General features: G+C 43.1%; 18 protein-coding genes. 8 read left to right on the plus strand and 10 right to left on the minus strand.

Annotation, left to right across the window (positions count from 1 at the left end; translation table 11 throughout):
• The first annotated feature begins 65 nt into the window (after nucleotides 1-65).
• Entirely contained in the window at nucleotides 66-794 is a 729-nt protein-coding gene (gene cpcF / locus LC653_RS17960; protein WP_229495799.1) for a C-phycocyanin alpha-cysteine-84 phycocyanobilin lyase subunit CpcF, read from the plus strand.
• Between the two features lie 691 nt (nucleotides 795-1,485).
• On the opposite strand, the gene LC653_RS17965 is transcribed toward cpcF, so the two are convergent.
• Complete coding sequence (locus tag LC653_RS17965; RefSeq protein WP_229495801.1) at nucleotides 1,486-2,136, minus strand: HD domain-containing protein; 651 nt, start codon at nucleotides 2,134-2,136, stop codon at nucleotides 1,486-1,488.
• A 200-nt stretch (nucleotides 2,137-2,336) separates the two neighbouring features.
• Here LC653_RS17965 and LC653_RS17970 point away from each other — a divergent pair, with 200 nt between their 5' ends.
• The gene (locus tag LC653_RS17970) at nucleotides 2,337-2,582 is read left to right on the plus strand and encodes a hypothetical protein (RefSeq protein ID WP_229495802.1); all 246 of its coding nucleotides are present in this window, start codon (nucleotides 2,337-2,339) and stop codon (nucleotides 2,580-2,582) included.
• A gap of 267 nt (nucleotides 2,583-2,849) precedes the next feature.
• A complete protein-coding gene (locus LC653_RS45935) occupies nucleotides 2,850-3,434 on the plus strand; it encodes a tyrosine-type recombinase/integrase (protein WP_233718333.1) in 585 nt (194 codons plus the stop codon).
• A gap of 113 nt (nucleotides 3,435-3,547) precedes the next feature.
• Here the strand turns inward: LC653_RS45935 and LC653_RS17980 are convergent, their stop codons facing one another.
• Genes LC653_RS17980 through LC653_RS17990 form a run of 3 tightly spaced genes read right to left on the minus strand, consistent with a single transcriptional unit; the run spans nucleotide 3,548 to nucleotide 8,188 of the window.
• Nucleotides 3,548-6,967 carry a toll/interleukin-1 receptor domain-containing protein gene (locus LC653_RS17980; protein WP_229495806.1) on the minus strand — a complete coding sequence of 1,140 codons (3,420 nt, stop codon included), beginning with the start codon at nucleotides 6,965-6,967 and terminating at the stop codon, nucleotides 3,548-3,550.
• 27 nt (nucleotides 6,968-6,994) lie between these two features.
• Nucleotides 6,995-7,786 carry a P-loop domain-containing protein gene (locus LC653_RS17985; RefSeq protein ID WP_229495808.1) on the minus strand — a complete coding sequence of 264 codons (792 nt, stop codon included), beginning with the start codon at nucleotides 7,784-7,786 and terminating at the stop codon, nucleotides 6,995-6,997.
• Between the two features lie 9 nt (nucleotides 7,787-7,795).
• On the minus strand, nucleotides 7,796-8,188 hold the full coding sequence (locus LC653_RS17990; RefSeq protein WP_229495811.1) for a hypothetical protein: 393 nt from the start codon (nucleotides 8,186-8,188) through the stop codon (nucleotides 7,796-7,798).
• 42 nt (nucleotides 8,189-8,230) lie between these two features.
• Between LC653_RS17990 and LC653_RS17995 the strand changes: the two genes are divergently transcribed.
• The 3 genes from LC653_RS17995 to LC653_RS18005 all read left to right on the plus strand — a co-directional run bounded on the left by LC653_RS17995 (nucleotide 8,231) and on the right by LC653_RS18005 (nucleotide 12,448).
• Nucleotides 8,231-8,515, plus strand: a complete 285-nt coding sequence (locus tag LC653_RS17995) for a protein kinase family protein (protein WP_229495812.1) — start codon at nucleotides 8,231-8,233, stop codon at nucleotides 8,513-8,515.
• Nucleotides 8,516-8,764: 249 nt separating this feature from the next.
• The gene (gene pruA / locus LC653_RS18000) at nucleotides 8,765-11,797 is read left to right on the plus strand and encodes an L-glutamate gamma-semialdehyde dehydrogenase (RefSeq protein WP_229495814.1); all 3,033 of its coding nucleotides are present in this window, start codon (nucleotides 8,765-8,767) and stop codon (nucleotides 11,795-11,797) included.
• A 177-nt stretch (nucleotides 11,798-11,974) separates the two neighbouring features.
• On the plus strand, nucleotides 11,975-12,448 hold the full coding sequence (locus LC653_RS18005; RefSeq protein WP_372478186.1) for a GNAT family N-acetyltransferase: 474 nt from the start codon (nucleotides 11,975-11,977) through the stop codon (nucleotides 12,446-12,448).
• Between the two features lie 136 nt (nucleotides 12,449-12,584).
• Here the strand turns inward: LC653_RS18005 and LC653_RS46845 are convergent, their stop codons facing one another.
• The 3 genes from LC653_RS46845 to LC653_RS18030 form a co-directional block, all read right to left on the minus strand.
• Nucleotides 12,585-15,098 carry a beta strand repeat-containing protein gene (locus LC653_RS46845; protein WP_308189099.1) on the minus strand — a complete coding sequence of 838 codons (2,514 nt, stop codon included), beginning with the start codon at nucleotides 15,096-15,098 and terminating at the stop codon, nucleotides 12,585-12,587.
• A 68-nt stretch (nucleotides 15,099-15,166) separates the two neighbouring features.
• Entirely contained in the window at nucleotides 15,167-15,373 is a 207-nt protein-coding gene (locus tag LC653_RS18025) for a hypothetical protein (protein WP_229495815.1), read from the minus strand.
• 357 nt (nucleotides 15,374-15,730) lie between these two features.
• On the minus strand, nucleotides 15,731-17,959 hold the full coding sequence (locus tag LC653_RS18030) for a hybrid sensor histidine kinase/response regulator (protein ID WP_229495817.1): 2,229 nt from the start codon (nucleotides 17,957-17,959) through the stop codon (nucleotides 15,731-15,733).
• A gap of 460 nt (nucleotides 17,960-18,419) precedes the next feature.
• Between LC653_RS18030 and LC653_RS18035 the strand changes: the two genes are divergently transcribed.
• Nucleotides 18,420-19,346 carry a cobalamin-binding protein gene (locus LC653_RS18035; protein WP_229495819.1) on the plus strand — a complete coding sequence of 309 codons (927 nt, stop codon included), beginning with the start codon at nucleotides 18,420-18,422 and terminating at the stop codon, nucleotides 19,344-19,346.
• Nucleotides 19,347-19,850: 504 nt separating this feature from the next.
• Here the strand turns inward: LC653_RS18035 and LC653_RS18040 are convergent.
• From LC653_RS18040 to LC653_RS18050, 3 genes are all read right to left on the minus strand, one after another.
• Complete coding sequence (locus LC653_RS18040; protein WP_109010448.1) at nucleotides 19,851-20,153, minus strand: TMEM165/GDT1 family protein; 303 nt, start codon at nucleotides 20,151-20,153, stop codon at nucleotides 19,851-19,853.
• A 96-nt stretch (nucleotides 20,154-20,249) separates the two neighbouring features.
• Nucleotides 20,250-20,681 carry a TMEM165/GDT1 family protein gene (locus LC653_RS18045; protein ID WP_229495820.1) on the minus strand — a complete coding sequence of 144 codons (432 nt, stop codon included), beginning with the start codon at nucleotides 20,679-20,681 and terminating at the stop codon, nucleotides 20,250-20,252.
• 101 nt (nucleotides 20,682-20,782) lie between these two features.
• Nucleotides 20,783-21,133, minus strand: coding sequence for a YkgJ family cysteine cluster protein (locus LC653_RS18050; protein WP_229483706.1), 351 nt, complete (start codon nucleotides 21,131-21,133; stop codon nucleotides 20,783-20,785).
• A 232-nt stretch (nucleotides 21,134-21,365) separates the two neighbouring features.
• On the opposite strand from LC653_RS18050, the gene psb30 reads away from it, so the two are divergent.
• Nucleotides 21,366-21,500 carry a photosystem II reaction center protein Ycf12/Psb30 gene (psb30, locus tag LC653_RS18055; protein WP_199784655.1) on the plus strand — a complete coding sequence of 45 codons (135 nt, stop codon included), beginning with the start codon at nucleotides 21,366-21,368 and terminating at the stop codon, nucleotides 21,498-21,500.
• Nucleotides 21,501-21,971 lie beyond the last annotated feature (471 nt).

Genomic DNA, 21,971 nt, shown 5'->3' on the forward strand with positions numbered 1-21,971 from the left:
TGATGTCAAATACGGATAGCTTAAGCTACAATTGGCTGACGACAAATTACTCAAGAAAAATTATTATGAATAACAGCGATCTTGCCCAAATATTGATCCGTGCTGTAGAAGAAGCAGATTCCTCGGATCGGTTATTAGACGCAGTTCAGGAGTTAGCAGCAGCTGGTATAGAAGAAGCTGTTCCTACACTAATTGCAGCATTGGGTTACAACAATCCAGGGGCGGCGGTGGCGGCGGTAGATGGGCTGATTGCGATCGGGGAAGCCGCAGTATCGCCACTATTGCAACTAATTGATGACTACAACTACGGCGCTAGAGCCTGGGCTATTCGTGCCTTAGCGGGAATTGGCGATGTCCGGGCGCTGGATACCTTGTTAGAGGCAGCAAAAACCGATTTTTCCCTTAGTGTGCGGCGGGCAGCTGCCAGGGGATTAGGCACTTTGCGCTGGCATCAAGTACCGCCTGAGAAACTAGAATCTATTCAGACTCAGGTACTAGAGGCGCTACTGCTAATTTCTCAAGATCCAGAATGGGTAGTGCGCTATGCAGCAGTGACGAGTTTAGAAACACTAGCCATTGCCATCGCAGCCACTTTACCCGAGCAAGCGTCGCGGATTACAAATCAACTTCAGCAAATGCTCGATACAGATGTTGATCTCGGAGTTCGTACCCGTGTCAAGTTTGCACAGGAAAAAATTCAGCCGCAACAACATCAAGAAGTCTTTGCACCTAAAAGAAAGCTACAAGACACGGAAGTGTCCGAAGTGCCTCATCGTGGTGCTGGCAGACGTTAAGTAATTCAAAATTTCTAGCCGATTCCAATTGCATGGAATACAAGTCTGTCGTAGGGGTGCATAGTTGGCTGTTCACCGTATCTGGAAAACCTCACTTCTATTTCTCTCTCCTCAAAGGAGAGAGACTTTGAATTTCCCCCTTCTTGCGTCGGGGAAGGCAGGGTGGTTTCATACGAAAAAAGAAAAATACATAAGTCTTGATTTCTCGTTTTGTGACATAGCTTTTTACCCCACTTCCATTCCTCTCCCCGAAGCGGAGAGAGGCTTTGAAACCCAGTTTTAGTTTTTCTGTGGTTGTATGAAACCACCCTGCTTCTTGCGTCGGGGAAGGGGGCTAAGGGGTTTAGGTTTTTCGTGGGCTTTTGCACATGGCCTGAATCAATACGCTTGGGTTAAGCCCAAAAAATAAAAATGTGTAGGTTGGGGAGCCAGTGCGTTGGGCGGCTCTGCCGACTTGAAGCAACTGGCGTTTGAGGAACGTAGACCCAAAGGGGCTTCCCGCAGGGTAACCCAACATTTTCAGGCATTTGTTGGGTTTCACTTCCCTACGGGACGCTGTTCGTGTTCGTTCAACCCAACCTACAATTATCCTTAACCCAAGCGTATTGTGGCCTGAATTGTCAGGTTTATAGCTGTGTATTGGTGTCAACTTAAGCTCAAACCTATTTAAAACAAGAGAATCGCTGTGAAACTAACCAGACAATAAAGACTGAATTTCTCCCTGGATATTGCCACGGGCAGATGGTTCGGCGAACTCTGACATTAAAGGCGTAAAGTAAATACGCGATCGCTGTAAAAATCGTTCTAAAACCTGCTGACGACCTGTGATATACTCTGCCTCTGACACCCAGCCATATTCTTGACGAATGGCATGGGCGTATTCAGGATACTCGACTGAGTTAGTAGCCAAAATCGCTAAATCCGCATCAAGTAGAACTTGGCTATCATAGTCATCCACCGCAGCTTGGTGGTCTTTAGTGTTCAGAATCAGACGCGTGACAATAGTTATGGTACTTTCTGGAATACCTAAATTACTCAGCAGATCAAAAGCATAGTCTGCACTTCGTTGTTCATTATCTTGAGCTTGAGTGTCATATACTACATCATGAAACCAGGCAGCTAGTTGAACAGCAGCTAGGTTATTGGTATAGCCTTGCAAAATCTGAATCGTGCTGAGGACGTGAGCAATGTGTTTCAGTGTATGGTAGTAGCGATCAGGGGTAGAGTAAGCTGTAACCAAGTCACTAAAGGCTTTCTCAGCCATTACTTGGTCAACACCAAAGGATTGGAGTGTGTGTTGCCAGTTATAAAATAAAATATCCATAAAGTTTTCTGTAGGCATAGAGGCAGTATACCCATTCTTAGTATTGGAAAATAATAAGTACATACTGTTAAAACAGCAGTAGAAGACTTCAAGTAGAACCTCACCTTCTAACTCCGTTAGCAGAAAGAGGGGACAAATTTTCCTCCCCTTACTTGCAGCTACGGTGTACACACAAGTATGACCAGTATAAGTTTCAACTCTTCTAGTAGTTTCGTAGGGTGCGTTATGGACACGCCGAAATAACAAATGAGTTCGCCGAAATAACAAATGAGTTCGCCGAAATAACAAATGAGTTCGCCGAAGCAACAAATGCGTTCGCCGAAGCAACAAATGCGTTCGCCGAAGCAACAAATGCGTTCGCCGAAGTAACAAATGAGTTCGCCGAAATAACAAATGAGTTCGCCAAAGTAACAAATGCGTTCGCAGAAGTAACAAATGCGTTCGTCATGATTGCAACAATTTAGCTTTGTCACGCCAGCGTAACGCACCCTTCTCCTATCGGAGACGCTACGCGAACGGGTGACGCTCCTGCGTCGCTCTAAGCGAAGCCATGCCGCAGGCTTTACGCTGCGCTAACAGCAGTCGCCTGCGGAGGGAAACCCTCCTGCAGCGCTGCTTCACCGCAAATCTTTGGTGGATGAAGTTTTTCCGACTTGTGTGTACACCGTTGCTTACTTGCAGGGAAGGGTTAGGAGTGAGTTCATGCGGATATATTTACAAGTTATAAATCAATGAAACTTTGGACGCCCAATCAACATCTGGACAACGGAAGATTCATTAGACCTCTTGCAAAAATCCTTGAATCACCCCTCCCCAACCCTCCCCGATGTATTGGGGAGGGCGCAAGATTTCAAGTTTCTCCCCTTTATAAGGGGGGATTAAGGGGGGTCTATTCGACTTATGCAAGAGGTCTATTATACAAAAAGTCGGGTGAACGAATTGTTTACTTACCTGAAGCTGGTGTGCAAGCAGTCCTTGATTTGTTGTTGATTCGGGGTAAAGCACCAGGGTCGCTTTTTTATCCTTTAAATAAGGCAAATAAAATCATTCATCGGCGGATGAGTGAGCAGGGAGTGTTACGAGCATTGCGGCGACACGGGGAAAAAGCTGATGTAGAAGCGTTTACACCTGATGATTTTAAAAGAACTTTTATCGGTAATCTATTGGATGCGGGTGCAGATATCGTCACAGTAGCGAAACTTGCAGGTCATGCGTCGCCAAATACGACAAGTAAGTATGACAGGCGTGGGGAAGCCGCGAAGAAACGGGCGATTGATTTGCTGAATGTACTGTATAATAGGCGGAAAAATGGCTAATGACAGATTATTGAGAATCAATTGCGCGTTACTCTTTACTCAATCGAGCCTAACGCAGTACTCGGTATCTCGGCGGACACCCTAGTACCTAACCGACCATGATGTGACTTCTATTATATCCCTTCCCCCAATTCCTCTAACAGTACACCAGCCTCTTCATAGGCAACCTTGTAGGTGTAATTAGGGGGACCATCGCAGGTTGCTAACCGTCGTGCTTCCCTGGCATGAGATAATGCATTTGGTCTGTCGTCATCTGCTAGTGCTAGCTGTGCCAGAAATAGATGTACATCTGCCCCTTGCAGCACATAACCACAGCGTTCTGTTATCTCCAGCGCTTCATCAGCCAGCCTGAGCGCTTCATCTCGGTTTTCTGTTGCTAACCGCAGTCGGGCTAGTTCCAGCAGAATATCTGCCTCAAATCTTACTAAATTAATAGCACGACAACGGGTTATTGCCTCAGTTAAATGGCGATCGCTTTCCTCTATATTGCCGTTGACTCGGTGGGCTGCACCTAGTCGCCAGTATGCCTGCACATAGTCCTCTACATCAGGATATTTTCTGCGTGCGTACTCATTTGCTAATTCTAATGAACGCTGGGCTGCCACTAGGGCAGTGGCAACGGGATTAGTATCTTGTTCTGTGATTTGTGATTCGCGGTTGAATAATGTACCAATAAAGTTTTGGATTCTTCTTGATATGGATTGTCTAGCTGGTATTTTATTTTTATGCAAGTCCCTTTGCTCTACTAGATGAGCTAAGTTAGTAGCCCGTACTAAAAGTAGCGTCTTTAATGCTCGATAACTCCATATAAGTACTTGCTGTCCTATTTCTCCGTTATTCTCAACTATTGCCAAGGCTGTTGATAATTCTGCTTCTGCCTCAGCCAATATCCCCCGGTAAGCTAAGTTTCTTCCTAATAGCCAATGCCCCCACGCCTCCTGTGACTCATTTTTAATCTCTTGGCAAAGGGCAATAGAGCGGTGCAAGTTGGTCTCGGCTGCTTGCAGGTTGCCCAAATCCAATTGAATTAGGGTTAAGTTTCTCAAGTAAATAGCAAGGTTTGTCTTGTTGTTTTGTTTCTCACTTATTTCAATAGCTAGCTCATGAGCAAGTATTGCTTTATGGGATTGACCACTGGAATGGTAGTTCAATCCAAGTAAGTTCAGTGTTGAAGCTTGCTCCCACTTACCCGTCAGTCGCGGCAGTTCCTCTTCAGGACTAGCGAAGAGGGCTTTCAGGAGTTCAATATTCAACAGATATGCACCAAATTGGATGCGAGTGGTTTCACCGATGCGATCGCTGAATAAGTCAAAAGCCTCATCATACTGCCCAGCCTTTACCATATGATGATATAGCTCAATAACAGGATTCAAATCATCCAAACTCTGCACTCGTTTTGGTCGCGGTACTGCGGCAAAGTAGTCTCGCAGTTGACTGTGTACGATACTGCGCTCATTACTGCCGAGGCGGTCGTAAGCGTAGCGGCGAACAATGGGGTGTAGGTCATAGCGGTGATTTGGCTGGTCATGCTGGAGTAAACCTCGACTCACCAAGTCTTGCAAATCAGCATCAAGACTATTATTCTCCTGTTCGACGGCTATTTCCCTTAAATTTTCGTAAGCCACCGAACCCCGGAAACAGGCAATTTGACTCAATAACTTTTGGCGTTCTGGCGTTAAGCTGTCGTAGGTTTGCTGCAAAACATGGTGCTGGCGTTGCACTAACTGACCAGTGACATCTAAACGTGCTGCTGCTGCAATATCACCAGGTTGTTGAGCATCCTGAACAATTAAGCCAACTAAGAGGCGCAAGCTCAAAGGGTGAAAGCCATAATATTCTCCAGCCTGCTTAATTTCTGTGTGACTACCCCGCACTCCTTGGGTAAGGAAGAACTGCACTGCATCGTCCGGCTGCATCTGCTTCAGTTCCTCTGACTTGCAGCCTGGTAGCAATTCATCCTCCCTCACTTCCACAACACGAGGACGCAGGCGAGTGGTCATCAGCACTTTACCTGGAATCCCGGTTAATTTAGCTAGAGAATCCAAGAAATATTCAGCCGTGGGGTTAACGCAGTCTCGTGCATTGTCCTTGCTGTCAACATGTGCATCTTCATCACCCTGATAGGCGGCTGACATATTGCCATAAACCCGCAGCAACCGCTCAAAACCATCCAAAATCAACAGAACTCGTGACTGACGTAGCCAATTTAGCAGTCTATCCACTTGCTCACGCGCTGGGATAGAACCTTGATCTGAAGTTTCACCGCTCAAATACTTTAGTGTCTTTTGTAAAAAGCTGTCAAACCCAGCATCAGTTTCATAGAAACTCCACCAGACAACTCGCTGCCAATGTTCTCGCTTGACATCACGCAGCAGCCAATACCAACTTAAAGCGCTCTTGCCAAAGCCACCCAAAGCCTGCAATATAAATAGTGAGTGAACCCGATCATGCTCCAACCACTGACTCAACATTTGCCGCTCAACTTCTCTCCCTGTAAAATTCGGTGGCATTGGGTAGGGATGAGGGATGAACCATTGTTTTGGCGGTAATTCAATTTCTTGAGATGCAGAAGTAGTTGATTTACCCAAAGCTGCAAGTAATTGCTTCCAGGCAACATTTAAATTATTAGGTTCGGCAAAATCTACATAATTGAGGTAGCTTAAAGGCGGTAGAAATGCAAATTTCTCTTTACGTAAAACAATTAAACGACTCGCCCAATTAGATATTTCTAGCTTATACAGCACAGATTGCTCGAATTGAGTCCAGACATTGTTTAAGTAATCTGGTGAAAGAATCAGCAGTATTTTGCGACTAGTTTGCACTGCTCGTTCTATTTCAGCAGCGATAGAATCACCTGGCTTAATATTGCGAAAATCAACCCAAATTTCTAACCTTTGTTTCTTTAAATCTGGTAATAGTTTATTTTGTACCCATTCTCGGTCTTTAGAACTGTAAGAAATAAAAACATCATGAGCAAAAAAGCTATTTAAAGGCTCGACAAAAGGCAGCTTTTCAACTTCTTGCTGCATCTGCAAAATATTATTATAAAACTGCCAATCTTTTCTATCTGTAGCAATTGCCAATAATTTATCTCGCCACTGAATTGCTGCCGCTAAATTTCCAGCAACGGCATGACAAAAAAATGCTTCTGCGGCAACTGTTAAATTGTTATTATGAGATTCATAGACTAATGCCGCTTTTTTTGCCCCATCTTTCAGTAAGTCTGGTTGTCTAACACTGTAGCCTTCTAATAATCCTTCACGGGTCAAATCGTGATAAGTCAATCCATAGGTAACAGAGGCAATAAAAGGAAGCGATTCTAACTGTTGATAAACTTCTGTTGCCTGATTTGAAGTACTTTCTGGCAACAGTGCTTCAACAATTTCTTGGTTAAACCAATGCAAAATGACACAACGCCGTGCGACTAAAGCTGTTGCTGTTGGCAAGCTATTAAAAACTGACTCAGCCACAATTGCAGATATTTCTGCTGGATTATTTGCTGCTCGTAACGCCTCGAAGAATGAATCATCCATTTGATACTTCCTGCTGCAAATATGTAGTTATTGCTTGCCAATTGTGCTTTTTGATAGACAATTTGAATAATTCTTGAATATATCGTGAAAAATTCCAGGAGTGTAACCAGAGCCTTGTGCAAAAGCTTCAATTATTTTTTCTTCTATCTGAAATCCTAATTTTTTGGAGTAACTTATATACTCTTCTTTCTCTTCAACTTTCTTCAGTTCACAATCGCAACAATATGCAAGATAGTTACTAGATGCTTCTGGTAATGAACGACCAGCCACAACAAATCTTAAATGCTTAATATGGATTAATTGAACAAGGAAGGTTTCCATCAACCATTTTTGTGTATCTGAGTCGTTATCTACTGCATCCACAAGTATTAGTAATTTTTTACCACGCACATTATTCAAATCAATAAATAATTTTTCAGTGAGATTCTTAGCCATGTGCCAGATATCATCTGTTCTATTTGCGGTAATGTTAACATGAGTACCAATCAATGTAGTTTTACTTATATCGACTACTGGTTTGGCATTGTTCCACTCTTGATAGGCAGCAGAAAACTTCGGAAGAGTCAGATTTTGTGAAAGAAGATCAAAATATATATGTTCCAGGATACCGATAATTTTCTGTATATTACAATCGAGTACAGTCGAATAATAATCTTGGTGATGCTGACGCAGTTCTTCTGGAAAAACCTTAGTTAGCAAGTAAGTTTTACCCATCTTAGGTTTCCCCGTCAGGCGTAACACCCGAATGTCGCTATCTGGCTTCATGAAATCGTGAAACTGCTTAATGATGCTATGAGCATTGATTGTTATGTGTGTCATGAAAAGTAGTCAGTCGCGTGTATCAATATCAATCTTGGAACCAAGTGTGAAAATGTCGCTAAGACGAACACCACTTCCTCTTGACTTGATTACGGAAGCTATTGCCCCCAGACGAGTCATAGTTACTTTATCAGGATTGACTGGGGTTGTCTGCTGAGTTCCTGGATTTCCGGTAGTTGGCTGTGGTGGTGTGGCTGTTGGCGCTGGCACTTGTATTTTTTCACCCAACCACCAGCCAACTAGTGCGCCTACTAATAGACACCCGACTAACCACCAGGTTGATTGTCTGCTGAACTTATCCGAAAAAACTTGCTGTTGAATCGCCGCCGAGAGCAAGTTGCCGACGAGATTAACGACTAAGCCAACAACAACTCCAGCGATCGCATACACAGATTTGGACACAGTAGTTTTTCTCCTACTAATAGTAATTATTGCGACGGAGTAATGCCGCGGCAGCAGGTGCTTAACTTTAAATATGCCCTGCCGGAGGTAGATATTTGGGCAGTTGCGGCTTGTCTCTACAATATGCTAACAGGTTGTTTCCCCCGCAACTTCACAGGCGATCCCTTTGTGGCAGTTTTAGAGAATAATCCCATATCAATTCGCCAACGAGATGCGACAATTATGCAACCACTAGCGCAGGTGATTGATTTGGCGTTGGTTGATAAGCCAGAAATCCACTTTAAGAGTGCTGCTGAATTTAAGCAGGCGTTGTTAAATACGTTGTGATGGTAGAGTTTACAGTAGTTTTTATGTATTTAATCTACATCTGTGGTAGGGGCCTTGCGCCCCTACGATAGAATATTTTTTTAATTGCAAGTCCTAGAACAGCACGGCGTAAGTAAATTGCTTCTCACCTTTGACGAATATTCCGAATTACGAATTCAGCGTCATGGTGACAGCTAAATGAAAGCGTCAAAATAGAAGACACAGGCTTTGTACAAAAAGCCTTGCCTTGATTAACGGAGTTTATTATCTGTGGTATTACAAGTACAAACAAGCACCTACGAAGCTAAAACCCAAGAAATTGCTAAACAACTTCTTACAGCGACGCAGGAAAATCGTTCGTTTTTTTCTTCCCTGCGGGATCAAATGCGCTGGGATGATAAGTTACTAGCTTGGGCGATGAGTAATCCTGGGTTGCGGGTGCAACTATTTCGCTTTATAGATACGCTACCTGCTTTACACAGTAAATCAGAAATTGCCTCACATTTACAAGAATATTTAGGAGATGAGTCTGTAGAATTGCCGGCAGCTTTGAAGGGAATGCTAAACTTTGCTAACCCCGACTCAATGCCAGGACAAGTTGCTGCTACAACCGTTGGTACAGCCGTTGAAACTCTTGCTCATAAATATATTTCTGGGGAAAATATTAAACAAGTCATCAAAACAGTTGAACGACTACGAAAAGAAAAAATGGCTTTCACCATCGATTTACTTGGTGAAGCGGTGATTACCGAAGCCGAAGCGCAGTCTTATCTAGAACGCTATCTAGAATTAATCCAACAATTGGTGGAAGCATCGAAAAATTGGGCAGTTATCCCGGCTATTGATGAGGCTGATGGCGAACCAATCCCAAAAGTTCAGGTTTCTGTGAAGTTAACGGCGTTTTATTCGCAATTTGACCCTTTAGATGCTAAAGGTAGTGAGGAGCGAGTTAGCGATCGCATTCGTATTCTCTTACGTCGTGCTAAAGAATTAGGCGCAGCTGTGCATTTTGATATGGAACAGTATGCCTATAAAGACATAACTCTTAGCATCCTGAAAAAACTGCTACTAGAAGAAGAGTTTCGGCAACGCACAGATATTGGGATAACTATTCAAGCATATCTGCGTGATAGCGAGCAAGATACTAAAGACCTAATTTCCTGGTTGAAAGAACGTGGCTATCCCCTAACAATCCGCTTGGTGAAAGGCGCATATTGGGATCAGGAAACTATCAAAGCAGCGCAGAAGCATTGGCCACAGCCAGTTTACAACGACAAAGCGGCAACTGATGCTAACTTTGAAACCATCACTCAGTTGTTGCTAGAAAATCATCAATATGTGTATTCTGCCATTGGTAGCCATAATGTGCGATCGCACTCTCGCGCCATTGCCATAGCTGAAAGTTTAAATGTCCCCCGCCGTCGCTTTGAATTACAAGTCCTCTACGGTATGGGTGATAAAGTTGCCAAGGCTTTGGTTGACAGGGGTTATCGAGTCAGAGTTTACTGTCCCTACGGTGAATTATTACCTGGAATGGCGTATTTAATTCGCCGATTGTTGGAAAATACCGCTAATAGTTCTTTTTTACGGCAAAATCTCGAAAATCGACCAATTGAAGAATTATTAGCGCCGCCGATTGTCAAAGATGAAAAGAACTCTTTAACTCCTAACGTACAGACGCGATTAATCGCGTCTCTACAAACTCCTAACTCCTCACTCCTAACTCCTAACTCTCATTTCCTCGGTGCTGCTGATACCGATTACGCCCAGGAGGAGGTGAGAACGAAGGCAGCGCAAGCTTTTCAAAGCGTTCGCCAACAGTTGGGTAAAACTTATTTACCCCTAATTAATGGCGAGTATGTTAATCCGCCGGAATTTGTTGATTCTCTCAATCCTTCTAATTTCAGTGAAGTAGTTGGTAAAGTTGGGTTGATTAGCGTTGAACAAGCAGAACAGGCGATGCAAGCTGCGAAAGCGGCCTTTCCTGGATGGAAAAAAACACCAGCTAAACAACGCGCTGATATTTTGCGGAAAGCGGGTGATTTGATGGAACTCCGCCGCGCTGAACTTTCAGTTTGGATAGTTTTGGAAGTTGGGAAACCCGTTAAGGAAGCTGATGGAGAGGTTTCGGAAGCGATAGACTTTTGTCGGTACTACGCTGATGAGATAGAACGGTTAGATAAAGGTGTTAATTATGACATACCTGGTGAAACTAATCATTATATCTACCAGCCACGGGGAATTGCTGTAGTGATTTCTCCCTGGAATTTTCCACTGGCGATCGCTTGCGGTATGACTGTCGCAGCTTTGGTTTCAGGCAATTGTACTCTCCTCAAACCTGCGGAAACATCTTCTGTGATTGCAGCGAAACTCACAGAAATCTTAGTAGATGCTGGTTTTCCTAAAGGTGTATTTCAATACGTACCCGGCAAGGGTTCGCAAGTCGGCGCTTATTTGGTAAATCATCCAGATACTCATGTAATTGCTTTTACTGGTTCCCAAGAAGTCGGTTGTAGAATTTACGCAGAGGCGGCAATCTTAAAACCCGGACAAAAGCACATGAAACGGGTGATTGCTGAAATGGGTGGCAAGAATGCCATTATTGTAGATGAAAGTGCTGATTTAGACCAAGCCGTTGTGGGGATAGTGCAGTCGGCATTTGGTTACAGTGGACAAAAATGTTCTGCTGCTTCAAGAGTGATTGTGCTGCAACCGATTTATGATGCCTTTGTGCAACGGTTGGTGGAAGCGACAAAATCCTTGAACATTGGGGAAGCAGAGTTACCGAGTACACAAGTTGGGCCGGTGATTGATGCTAATGCCCGCGATCGCATCCGCGAGTATATTGAAAAGGGTAAGGCAGAAGCACAAGTGGCATTAGAATTACCAGCACCCAAACAAGGATATTTTATCGGCCCAGTCATCTTTAGTGAAGTATCGCCAAATGCGGTAATTTCCCAGGAAGAAATTTTTGGCCCTGTGCTGGCAGTAATTCCGGTGAAAGATTTCCAGGAAGCCTTAGCAGTCGCCAACGGTACAAACTACGCCTTAACTGGAGGACTTTATTCTAGAACACCTTCGCACATTCAGCAGGCGCAGACAGAATTTGAAGTTGGGAATTTGTACATCAACCGCAATATTACAGGAGCGATCGTTGGGCGGCAACCCTTTGGTGGATTCAAACTTTCTGGAGTAGGTTCTAAAGCTGGAGGCCCTGATTACCTCTTGCAATTCCTCGAACCACGCGCGGTGACAGAAAATATTCAGCGCCAAGGTTTTGCACCAATTGAAGGGGCAGATTAAAGCTTGTAGGGTGGGCAATGCCCACCTTTTTTATATACTATATATAGAAAGAGTTGGATGAGTAATTTATATCATGTTCGCTTGATTACTTATTAAACCCGAAGAACCCCACCCCGCCAAAGCTACGCTTCGTCTCCCCTCCCCGCTTGCGGGGAGGGGATTAAGGGGTGGGGTGCAATGACTGTGGAAATCATAACTAATTATGCGAACATGATATTAATCATAAAAGTTGCTGATTTACCTGAAGAATTTCCAGCGATCGCAGCAATTAGAAAATCAGTTTTTCAGGAAGAACAAGGGGTAAATCCCGCTTTAGAGTTTGATGGTAAAGATGAAATATCTCAGCATTTGATTGCTTATTTAGATGAGAAAGCTGTAGGTACTACCAGAATTAGATATTTAGATGAAAAAACAGCCAAAATAGAAAGACTTGCTGTTTTATCTACAGCAAGAGGGCAGGGTATTGGGAAGAAAATCATGGAAAATGCACTACAGATTATAGCTAGTAAAAATGTTCGAGAAGTTGTGATTCACGCCCAAGAGTCTGTAAAAGTTTTATACCAAAAATTAAACTTTGTAGAAGAAGGAGAAATATTTGAAGAAGCTGGGATTCTCCATGTGAAAATGAGAAAAATTTTCTACTTAGAATGATTTAGGATTGCTATATCGATTGCGTTGTTAACACTATTTTCATTAATAAATCGAATGCGAGATGCCTATAATAGCACCTCACATTTCCAGAATTTATTATTTTTATCTGGCTAGAATCATCAAGCGCTCATCACGATTAAGCAATCACATAAAAATTGTTATTGGTTAGTGACACTCCACCAAATAGTTGTGCAAATTTTACCTGAGTAAACGCATCTGCACTGCCATCTTGGTCAAAGTACAATGCACCTGTACTGTTATCATAGATAAATCGTTGAGCGATCGTTGTTGCAGATGTTCCAAGTGTAAACCGACTAGCAGAGAGGAAATATAGAGATAACCCCCCACCAAAACCAGCAGCCGATACCTGAATATCTTCATTATTTGCGTTGAAGTCATAAATACTATCAACGCCTTCGTTATAACTATTGAAAGCAAAGGTATCAGCACCATTTCCTCCATAGAGGGTATCATTACCGTTCCCACCTGTTAGGGTATCATTCCCAGCGCCACCCTTGAGGGTGTTATTGCCCAAGGCGCCAGAGGCAGAGAGGAAATCATTGCCATTGCCCCCATCAAGTAGATTATCGCCTGTAGAATTGTCAACCTTCAAGATATCGTTACCAGCGCCACCGTTGAGGGTATTATTACCTGAGGCGATATTACCGTCAAGGTTGCCAGAGGCCAAGAGATAATCATTGCCATTGCCCCCAGAGAGTAGGTTATCGCCTTTTGATATGTCAGCATTTAAGGTATCGTTACCAGCACCACCGTTGAGGGTGTTCTTGCCAGAAGCTTCATAAATGTAGTTGTAGATGTCGTTTTCCAAGTAGTAGTTGTAGTAGGAGCGAGAGGCAAAGAGATAATCATTGCCATTGCCCCCAGAGAGTAGGTTATCACCCGGTGAACCGTCAACATTCAAGGTATCGTCACCAGCACCACCGTTTAGCGTGTTATTTCCAAAAGCGCCATCATCGTTGTAATAATACTGGCGAGAGACAAAAAGAGAATCATTACCATCGCCCCCATTTAGAAGGTTATCGCTTTGTGGTAGGTAAACATTCAAGGTATCGTCACCAGCACCACCGTTTAGGGTGTTATTTCCAAAAGCGCCATCATCGTTGTAATAATACTGGCGAGAGACAAAAAGAGAATCATTACCATCGCCCCCATTTAGAAGGTTATCGCTTTGTGGTAGGTCAACATTCAAGGTATCGTCACCAGCGCCACCGTTTAGGGTGTTATTTCCAGGAACATTATTGAATTCTTGGAAGGATTCAAAGTAGCCATAGACAGAGAGAGAATCATTGCCATCGCCCCCAAAGACTAGGTTATCGCCTGTTCCACCAACAATCAAGGTATCGTTACCATCGCCACCGTTGAGAGTGTTATTACCTGAGGAGTCAAAGAGACTGCCTCTAATTGTGTAGGCATAGGAACTGAGATAATCATTGCCATCGCCCCCAAAGACTAGGTTATCGCCTGTTGAAGATCGAACATCCAAGGTATCGTTACCATCACCACCGTTGAGTGTGTTATTGCCTGAAGTCTCATATTTCTCAAAGTAGAAGTAGTCGAAGTAACCAGAGGCAGAGAGATAATCATTGCCATTGTCCCCAAAAAGTAGGTTATCACCTGTTGAACCGTCAACATCCAAGGTATCGTCACCAGCGCCACCGTTGAGGGTGTTATTCCCTGAAGTAGAATACAAGGGGTAGCGATAGGTGTTGGAGGCAAAGAGATAATCATTGCCATTGTCCCCAGAGAGTAGGTTATCGCCTGTTGAACCCTCAACATTCAAGGTATCGTTACCAGTGCCACCGTTGAGGATGTTGTTGCCACTATCATCAATGAGAGTATCATTCCCCGTACCACCTCGCAGCAGGTCTTTATCAGTACCACCAACAAGGGTGTCATTGCCCAGATCACCAATGAGAGTATCATTCCCCGTACCACCGCGCAGCAGGTCGTTGCCACTTTTGCCGTTGATGGTGTCATTACCTCCCTGACCATTGATGACATCATTTGAGTTGTCAAAGCCGATGACATAGTTATTCAGGTCGTTAAAAAAGGTAACTCTCTTCTTGTTGAACGGGTTCTCTTGGGTGGAGTTGGCATTGACGACATCAAAGCTATCACTGATGGTGCTTTGCGCAGAAAACTGGATATTGCCCAGCGTTGATAGGTTATCTAGGTTTTCCAGGGTAAAGTTTTGCAAGATGACTTTCGTCTCAACGAAATCTGGATCGCCAGAGTAAACCAGATAGTTACCAACCAGATCACCCAGATCACCCACCTCTTCAAAGGTAATTTCCAGATTGTTACCATTTTGGACGAGTAGCAGATTTCGGGCAGTTCTATCTTGGAATATCAGGGTATCCACTTCGGCAATGACTGCTGCCGAGGGATTTGAGCCTTTACCTACGCCACCGAAATCGGTGATAATATCGATGCCGTCGTACAAGTCATAAACAAATTTATCCTTGCCGCTGCCACCAGTCAGGATATCATTGTTCCTACCACCTGTGATGGTATCGTTCCCTCTTAGACCGTCAATTGTATCCCCGTCGAAGTAGTCGTCAATTGTATCCCCGTCGAAGTAGTCGCCCACTAGAGTATCATTACCGTTGGTTCCAATGATATTTGCCATAACTTTTACCTACCTGAATCGATTTTTTACTAACTTAAGTTATCAACCTACTGTTACACCATTTCACTTTAATAATGATACAAATACCCTGGTAAGGGCATGGCAATGCCCATTGGTGTCAACTTAACGTGAAACTCTTGTAAAGACGTGATATTGAGTTCCCCAGTTTTGTCTAAAGCCAAAACTTCCCCTCCCCGCAAGCAAGGAGGGGATTGAGGGGTGGGGTAAAACGCTTGTGGATAAGCGTTTGAGCTTAAGTTGACACCTATGGGCATTGCGCCTTGCCCCTACGAGAAATCTATATGTATCAGGATTTTCGTGAATTGGTATTAGTGCTGTTTTAGGACACAATTAACTCGCAAAGAGTTGAAGCTTTTGGCAACATGATAACTAAATACAAAATATTTACTTAGATGTCTATACTTAAAGAGACATCTTTGCATAGTCTTCACATTATTGATTGATAAATGTATATAAAAATACTGAACTTTGTATAATATTCACACTTTTATATTGATGGCAGCGATGCCTGGGTTAGGCTACGCCTAAGGGATGATGAAGGTTAGATGATCGCCTCGCATGATTTTACAATACCTCTTTAAGACTAAAAATATGAATGCGATCGCTCCGCTCTAAAAGGATGTTTGGTTGTTCTGAAAATCGCTATAACTCAAATATCGTGTCAATATTGACTCTAATTGGACTACCCGAATTGGTTTAAGAAGATAGTCGTTAGCACCAGCTTGCAGAATAGAAAGCTTTTCCTGTGGAAGGTCACTAAAGCCCATCATCACCACCTGCAAATCTGGTAAATAAGGCTCTTGTTTGAGAACATTTAGCAAATCCCGGCTATTAGCATCACCTACTAACTGGATATCCAACAAAATTAAATTTGGTCGGAGGTTTCGCACTTGTTCTAAAAATTTATTTACGCTGTCTATCCACTTAACTTTATAGCCAATTGTCTGAAGATAATCTTGCAATACTATGGCAGTATTTTTATCTTCTTCCACAAGTAAAATGATTTTATTTTGGGGGGTAGCTGGGGAGGATGTTGCTGCTGTATCTTGCTGATTTCCTTCATCTTGTTCTGTTTGCATATCCACTAAATTTGGTAGAAATAGAGTGAACTGACTACCTTCTCCCAAAGTCGATGTAACAGTCACATCTCCACCATGCAAACGCGCTAATTTGCGTGTTAAAGCTAAACCCAAACCAGTACCTTCATACTGCCGATTTAACCGACTGTCAAGTTGTTTAAAGGGTTCAAATAGAAATTGAAACTGATTTGAGTCTATACCAATTCCAGTATCTGAAACTGTAAACGTTATTCCTTGCGATACTTTTTTGACTACCAGCGATACCTGACCGGCTGGGGTGAATTTAATCGCATTGGTGAGCAGGTTGAGTAGCATTTGCTTAATGCGCCGCTCATCAGCAATACAAATATCCTCTTCTAGGTCAATTTTACAGGTGAGTTGCAATCCCTGTTCTAAGGCGCGATCGCGCACTGTCCATATAGCATAATTACATAAATCTGACACTGGCAAAGCTGAGAGTAACAGTTCCTCTTTGCCTGCTTCTACCTTAGATAAATCAAGGATATCGTTAATCAGTGCCAGCAGATATTCACCACTACTGTATATACAATTTACATATTCGTTCTGCTTTTCATTGAGAGAGCCAACTATTTCTTGTTGCAACAACTGCGACAAACCCATAATTGCATTGAGAGGCGTCCGCAACTCATGGCTCATGGTTGCTAAAAATTCACTTTTTGCCCGACTGACAGCTTCTGCTGCTTCTTGAGAGGCACGAAGTTTCAACTCTGTTTCCTTACGTTCAGTAATATCCTCAATCATCGCTAGAAAAAACTCAGGTTCACCATTGCTGGCTGGTATAACAGAAACAGAGATATGAGTCCAAACTAAGCTACCATTTTGATGCAGGCAGCGTCTTTCCATTTCAATCCGATGTCTTTCGACAAACTGTTCCTGATGTTTGGAAGGTTGGAAGCCTACCCTCGAAGTTCTTTTTAAGTTTGTGTGAATTCCTGATATCAGTTGTTTGTAAAGTTTTAAATCCCCCCTTTGTGGGGAAATGTAATCTGTAAAGCGCTTGCCGTATAGCTCTTCTCGGCTGTATCCTAAAATCTCGCACAGTGCCAGATTAGTATCGACTATCTGCGCTTTCATATCTATAAGTCCAATGCCGATAGAAGAACGCTCAAAAATCGCCCGAAATTGCGCCTCACTATGTCGCAATGCTTCTTCTACGAGGTTTCGCTCCTTCGCTTCTATAGCCAGCGTCACGAAATCTGCAATCGAGCCAGCAAAAGTCTCTTCCTCCAAAGTCCATTGGCGTTCTTCGCCTATGTGTTCGTGACAGACTACGCCTATCAAACGACCCTCTAGCCAAATCGGTGCATCCAGCAGGGATGTGATGCCCGAAACTGAAAGATAAGACTCGGATAATTCTTGGGTTCTTGTATCGTTTATGGCATCATCTGCGGCAATGGTACGTTCTTCTTCTAAAGCTTGGAAATAAGCTGGATAATTTTTTTCTGAAAGCGAGTTACCAAAACTATGCTTCTTGGTATTTACATCATATAAATCGATGCATTCAATTTTTGAACGTTCTTGATTAAATAACCATACACCAACTCGCTTCACTAAAAGCGTCCGAGCAGCAGCCTCTGTTATTTCTCTTAAAGCCGCATTGAGATCACCTTGCTGAAATGTCTTGCTTCTTGCCAACTGCACCAGCGTCTGGCTTTGTTTTCGCCGACGATTTTCTTTGATTTGCAAAGCCTTTTGGGACTGGTTGCGCTCTGTAATATCTCTAGCTGACACCACCTGCATTAGTTGACCTCAAGAAGAAACAATTTTGCCTTGCAGTTCTACAATAAAATTAGAACCGTCTTTGTATAACTACAATTACTTGATATGGTTTTTCATCACCGGAATGTATATTTTTTCTAATTAAAATTTATGATTTTGGATAAGATGTTTCAAAGTAGATTTTGTTCATCGTTTCTGTTACTTCATGACAGTGATTTTCGCCAGGGGATAATTAGCATTTCCAAGAATTCTACTATCAAGTAATTCTACTATCAAGTAGTATAGTATTTTGAATTTGAGTCTATGGACTAGGAACTGGGGACTGAGGACTAGGAAAGACTCTTCTCAATACCCAACACTCAGTTTAATTTATTACTGAGTGTTGACTACCAAAACACGCTTAATTCTCCTAGAGAAAGATGCCTAATGACTCAAATTTTGCAAGAATTGAAGTGACGGCAGCTTTTGTGGAGGTGGAGCGATGACCGATAGTAATGTAAGAATTGTTTCCCTGATTCCCGGTGGAACGGAGATTTTAGCGACACTAGGCTTGGTTGATGCTATTGTGGGGCGATCGCACGAATGCGATTACCCTCCAGAAATCCTCAATCGCCCTATTTGTACCGAAGCACGCTTAAACTCCAACGCCTCCAGCAGCCAAATTCATGATGAAGTGAGCAATTTATTGCAATCTGCTCTCAGTATTTACCAAATCAAAACAGATGTTTTAGAGAAATTGCAGCCTACCCACATTCTCACTCAAGACCAGTGTGATGTTTGTGCTGTCAGCTTACACGATGTTGAAAAGGCAGTTGCTACACTCATTGACAGTAAACCGCAGATTATTTCTTTACAACCCAATCTTCTCCAGGATATTTGGGTTGACATTGAGCGAGTCGGTAACACCTTTGGCGTAGATTCTGTAAAAGTCATAGAAAACTTAGAAGCTCGCGTCAAAATTTGTCAGCAAAAAATCCAGGGACTTTCGTTAAATGAACTGCCTACAGTCGCCTGTATCGAGTGGACTGATCCTTTGATGGTAGCCGCCAATTGGATTCCAGAATTAGTTAACTTAGCAGGAGGACAGTCCTTATTTTGCACTACAGGTCAGCCTTCTCCTATCTTGCCGTGGGAAACACTATTAACAACCGATCCTGATGTAATTGTTTTTATGCCTTGTGGCTTTGATTTAAATCGCACTCGCCAAGAAGCCAATTTATTAACTCAACATTCAGACTGGGAAAAACTGCACGCTACGAAAGCTGGCAGAGTCTACATCACTGATGGCAATTCTTTTTTCAATCGTCCAGGGCCGCGACTGGTCGATTCTCTAGAAATTTTGGCAGAAATTTTGCATCCAGAAATTTTTCAATACGGCTACAAAGGAACCAATTGGGAACTTTTGTAAAGAAGAATTCAGAATTCAGGAGCAAAGCCGGAGACGCTTTGCCGAGGCGTCAGAATTCAGTATGAATTCGAGTCCGATGGTTACTGAGCTTGTCGTTCGCGCAGCGTCTCGTAGAGAAGTACTGGGTGATATTATGTCCGCTTGATCGCTTATTAAACCCGGAGAACCCCACCCGCCAAAGCTATGCTTTGTCTCCCCTCCCCGCATGCGGGGAGGGGTTGGGGGTGGGGTTCTTTTATTATGGGTAATTTTGCGTAGTTATATCAGGTTCGATTAAACACTTATAATATCTGTAGGTTGGGTTGAGGAACGAAACCCAACATTTGATCCATGTTCATGTTGGGTAACACTTAAGTTCAACCCAACCTACCAACCTACATTGATAGATTTTATTATAAGTAATCCGACGTACTTGATATTACTTATTAGTTTAAAACCTTGGCGGTTTCCAATCCCCCATGAAGAATAATTCTGATTCCTGGATTCTGAATTCTGAATTCTTCTTTAAGGTGTTTGCTCAGAATCTGCCGATGGTTCATTGTTAAATAACAGCAGGCGTGCAGCGAGGATGGCAAATCCCACAGCAGCGATCGCTTTTAACAAGCGTGTAGGTAATAATTCTGCTACTGCACCCCCTGCTAATGCTCCCAACAGACTTGTCAACAGCAATGCGCCTGCTGCACCAAAAAATACTGCACGCGGAGAATTACAACGCCCTGAAAGTGCGATCGCTGCTAGCTGACTTTTGTCACCCAATTCTGATAAAAAAACTGTAATAAAGCTTAGTCCTAAAAGATGCCAATCCATATTATTAAGGGGGAGTGGGGAGTGGGGAGTGGGGAGTGGGGGAGGCAGGGGAGGCAGGAGGAAAATGACTAATGACTAATGACTAATGACTAATGACTAATGACTAGTAAATACATCCCAAAAGAGCATTAGAGAAATTACCAACAACATCACACCTGCTGATTTTTCTACAGTTTTTGGGCTGAGTCGGGTGGCTATCCAACTACCTAAAAGCACGCCTAATAAGCTGGTGGTTATCAGCGCAGCCGCAGATCCGATAAATACCACCCACGGCGAATGAGATTCTGCACTCATTAACAAGGTGGATAGCTGAGTCTTATCTCCAATTTCTGCTAGAAAAATGGTTATAAAAGTTGTACCAAAAACTACTAGTGCTGATTGCTGCTTCTGAGGACTATCGGCAACTACAGGCTGAACTGCTTGGGCGATCGCAGGAGTTAAGTTAAAATCATTGCTGTCTTTCAGTTCTAGCTCGATCTCAGTCTGAGATATGCCAGAAATGTCCAAAGGAGCAGAATCAAGTTTCACAGGCAATAGTTTTGTTGCGAGGTTGTTTTCATATTTCTATCATATTCTCAGATTGTTGTAATAAATTGCAACTCCAGATACTAAAACGAGTAATGGGAGTGTCACAGCCCGACAGCTTTATTGAAGCGTAGTATTTCCAGACTGCGATCGCCGTATACTCCTTCTATTTGCTGGCGACAGCAGTCGATAGCAAAATCGTTAACTTCTTCTGGTTCAACACCATACATATCTTGAAAAACTTCTGATTCCACACGGCAGAAACGAGGACGATCTGAGTAGATGCGGCATTCTCGCGTGGTATGGTCGAAGTTAACGCACCATCCCCCTTCGCCTACCATGCTGAGGTAGAGTTCTAGTTCTGGTGGTGAGAGGTACTCATCCAAATCTGGACGCTCTGCTGGATCAAGATTACAGCAGGCTCCACATTGTTTTACACATTGCCAAGTTGACATTTTAGATTGGGGAGTAGGGATTGGGGACTGGGGATTGGGGATTAGGGAGTGGGGATTAGGTATTGAGAAAATTTTCCCAGTCCCCAATCCCCTTATTTTACGTTTTTATATCTTTTCTTATAATTTTGTTAAGTAAATTAAATCTAACAGGCCATAGCCAGATATGATCGATTGCGGGTTTTGTAATTAAGTTATTGAATTTTTTAAGGCAATTGAGAGGAGAAAAGGAAAAATGTTTGACTCTTTGTTTAACGCTTTTACCAGTATTAATTGGGAAGTTATTTTCCAATTGCTGTCCGTGGCGCTAATTGTGATTGCTGGGCCAGTGGTAATCTTTTTGCTGGCATTTCGCAACGGCAACCTATAAGAGTTATGAGTGCTGATTGAGAGTTAGGAGTGAGGAGTTAGGAGTGAGGAATTAAATTTTATTCTCAACTCATAACTCATAACTCATAAATCAGCACTCACGGTGTCACAGTCACAAGTGTTAATAATTCAAAATTCAAAATCAAAGACATTTCAGACGTTCGCGTAGCGTCTCGTAGAAAAGAGAAGTGCCTTGCGCGGGTTCCCCGCGTTGTGGCAACTTCGGGGGATTTAAACCCCGATGGTTCCTCAGCAGTTCGGCAAGCTCACTGTAAGACCTGTCTTACCCCTACGGGGAAGCAAGCTACACGTAGCGTCCTGCTTTTTAGGGACTGAAACTGATACTATAGCAACCGTCTAGCCCATTAGGACATAGACTATAAGTATTATCATGACCGACTCTCGCCTGATTTACTATGGCTAAACCTTACAGTTACGATTTCCGCTCTTATGGTGATCCAATCCATCGAGT

It is taken from the genome of Nostoc mirabile CHAB5784 (assembly GCF_020829645.1).
Lineage (GTDB): Bacteria > Cyanobacteriota > Cyanobacteriia > Cyanobacteriales > Nostocaceae > Nostoc > Nostoc mirabile.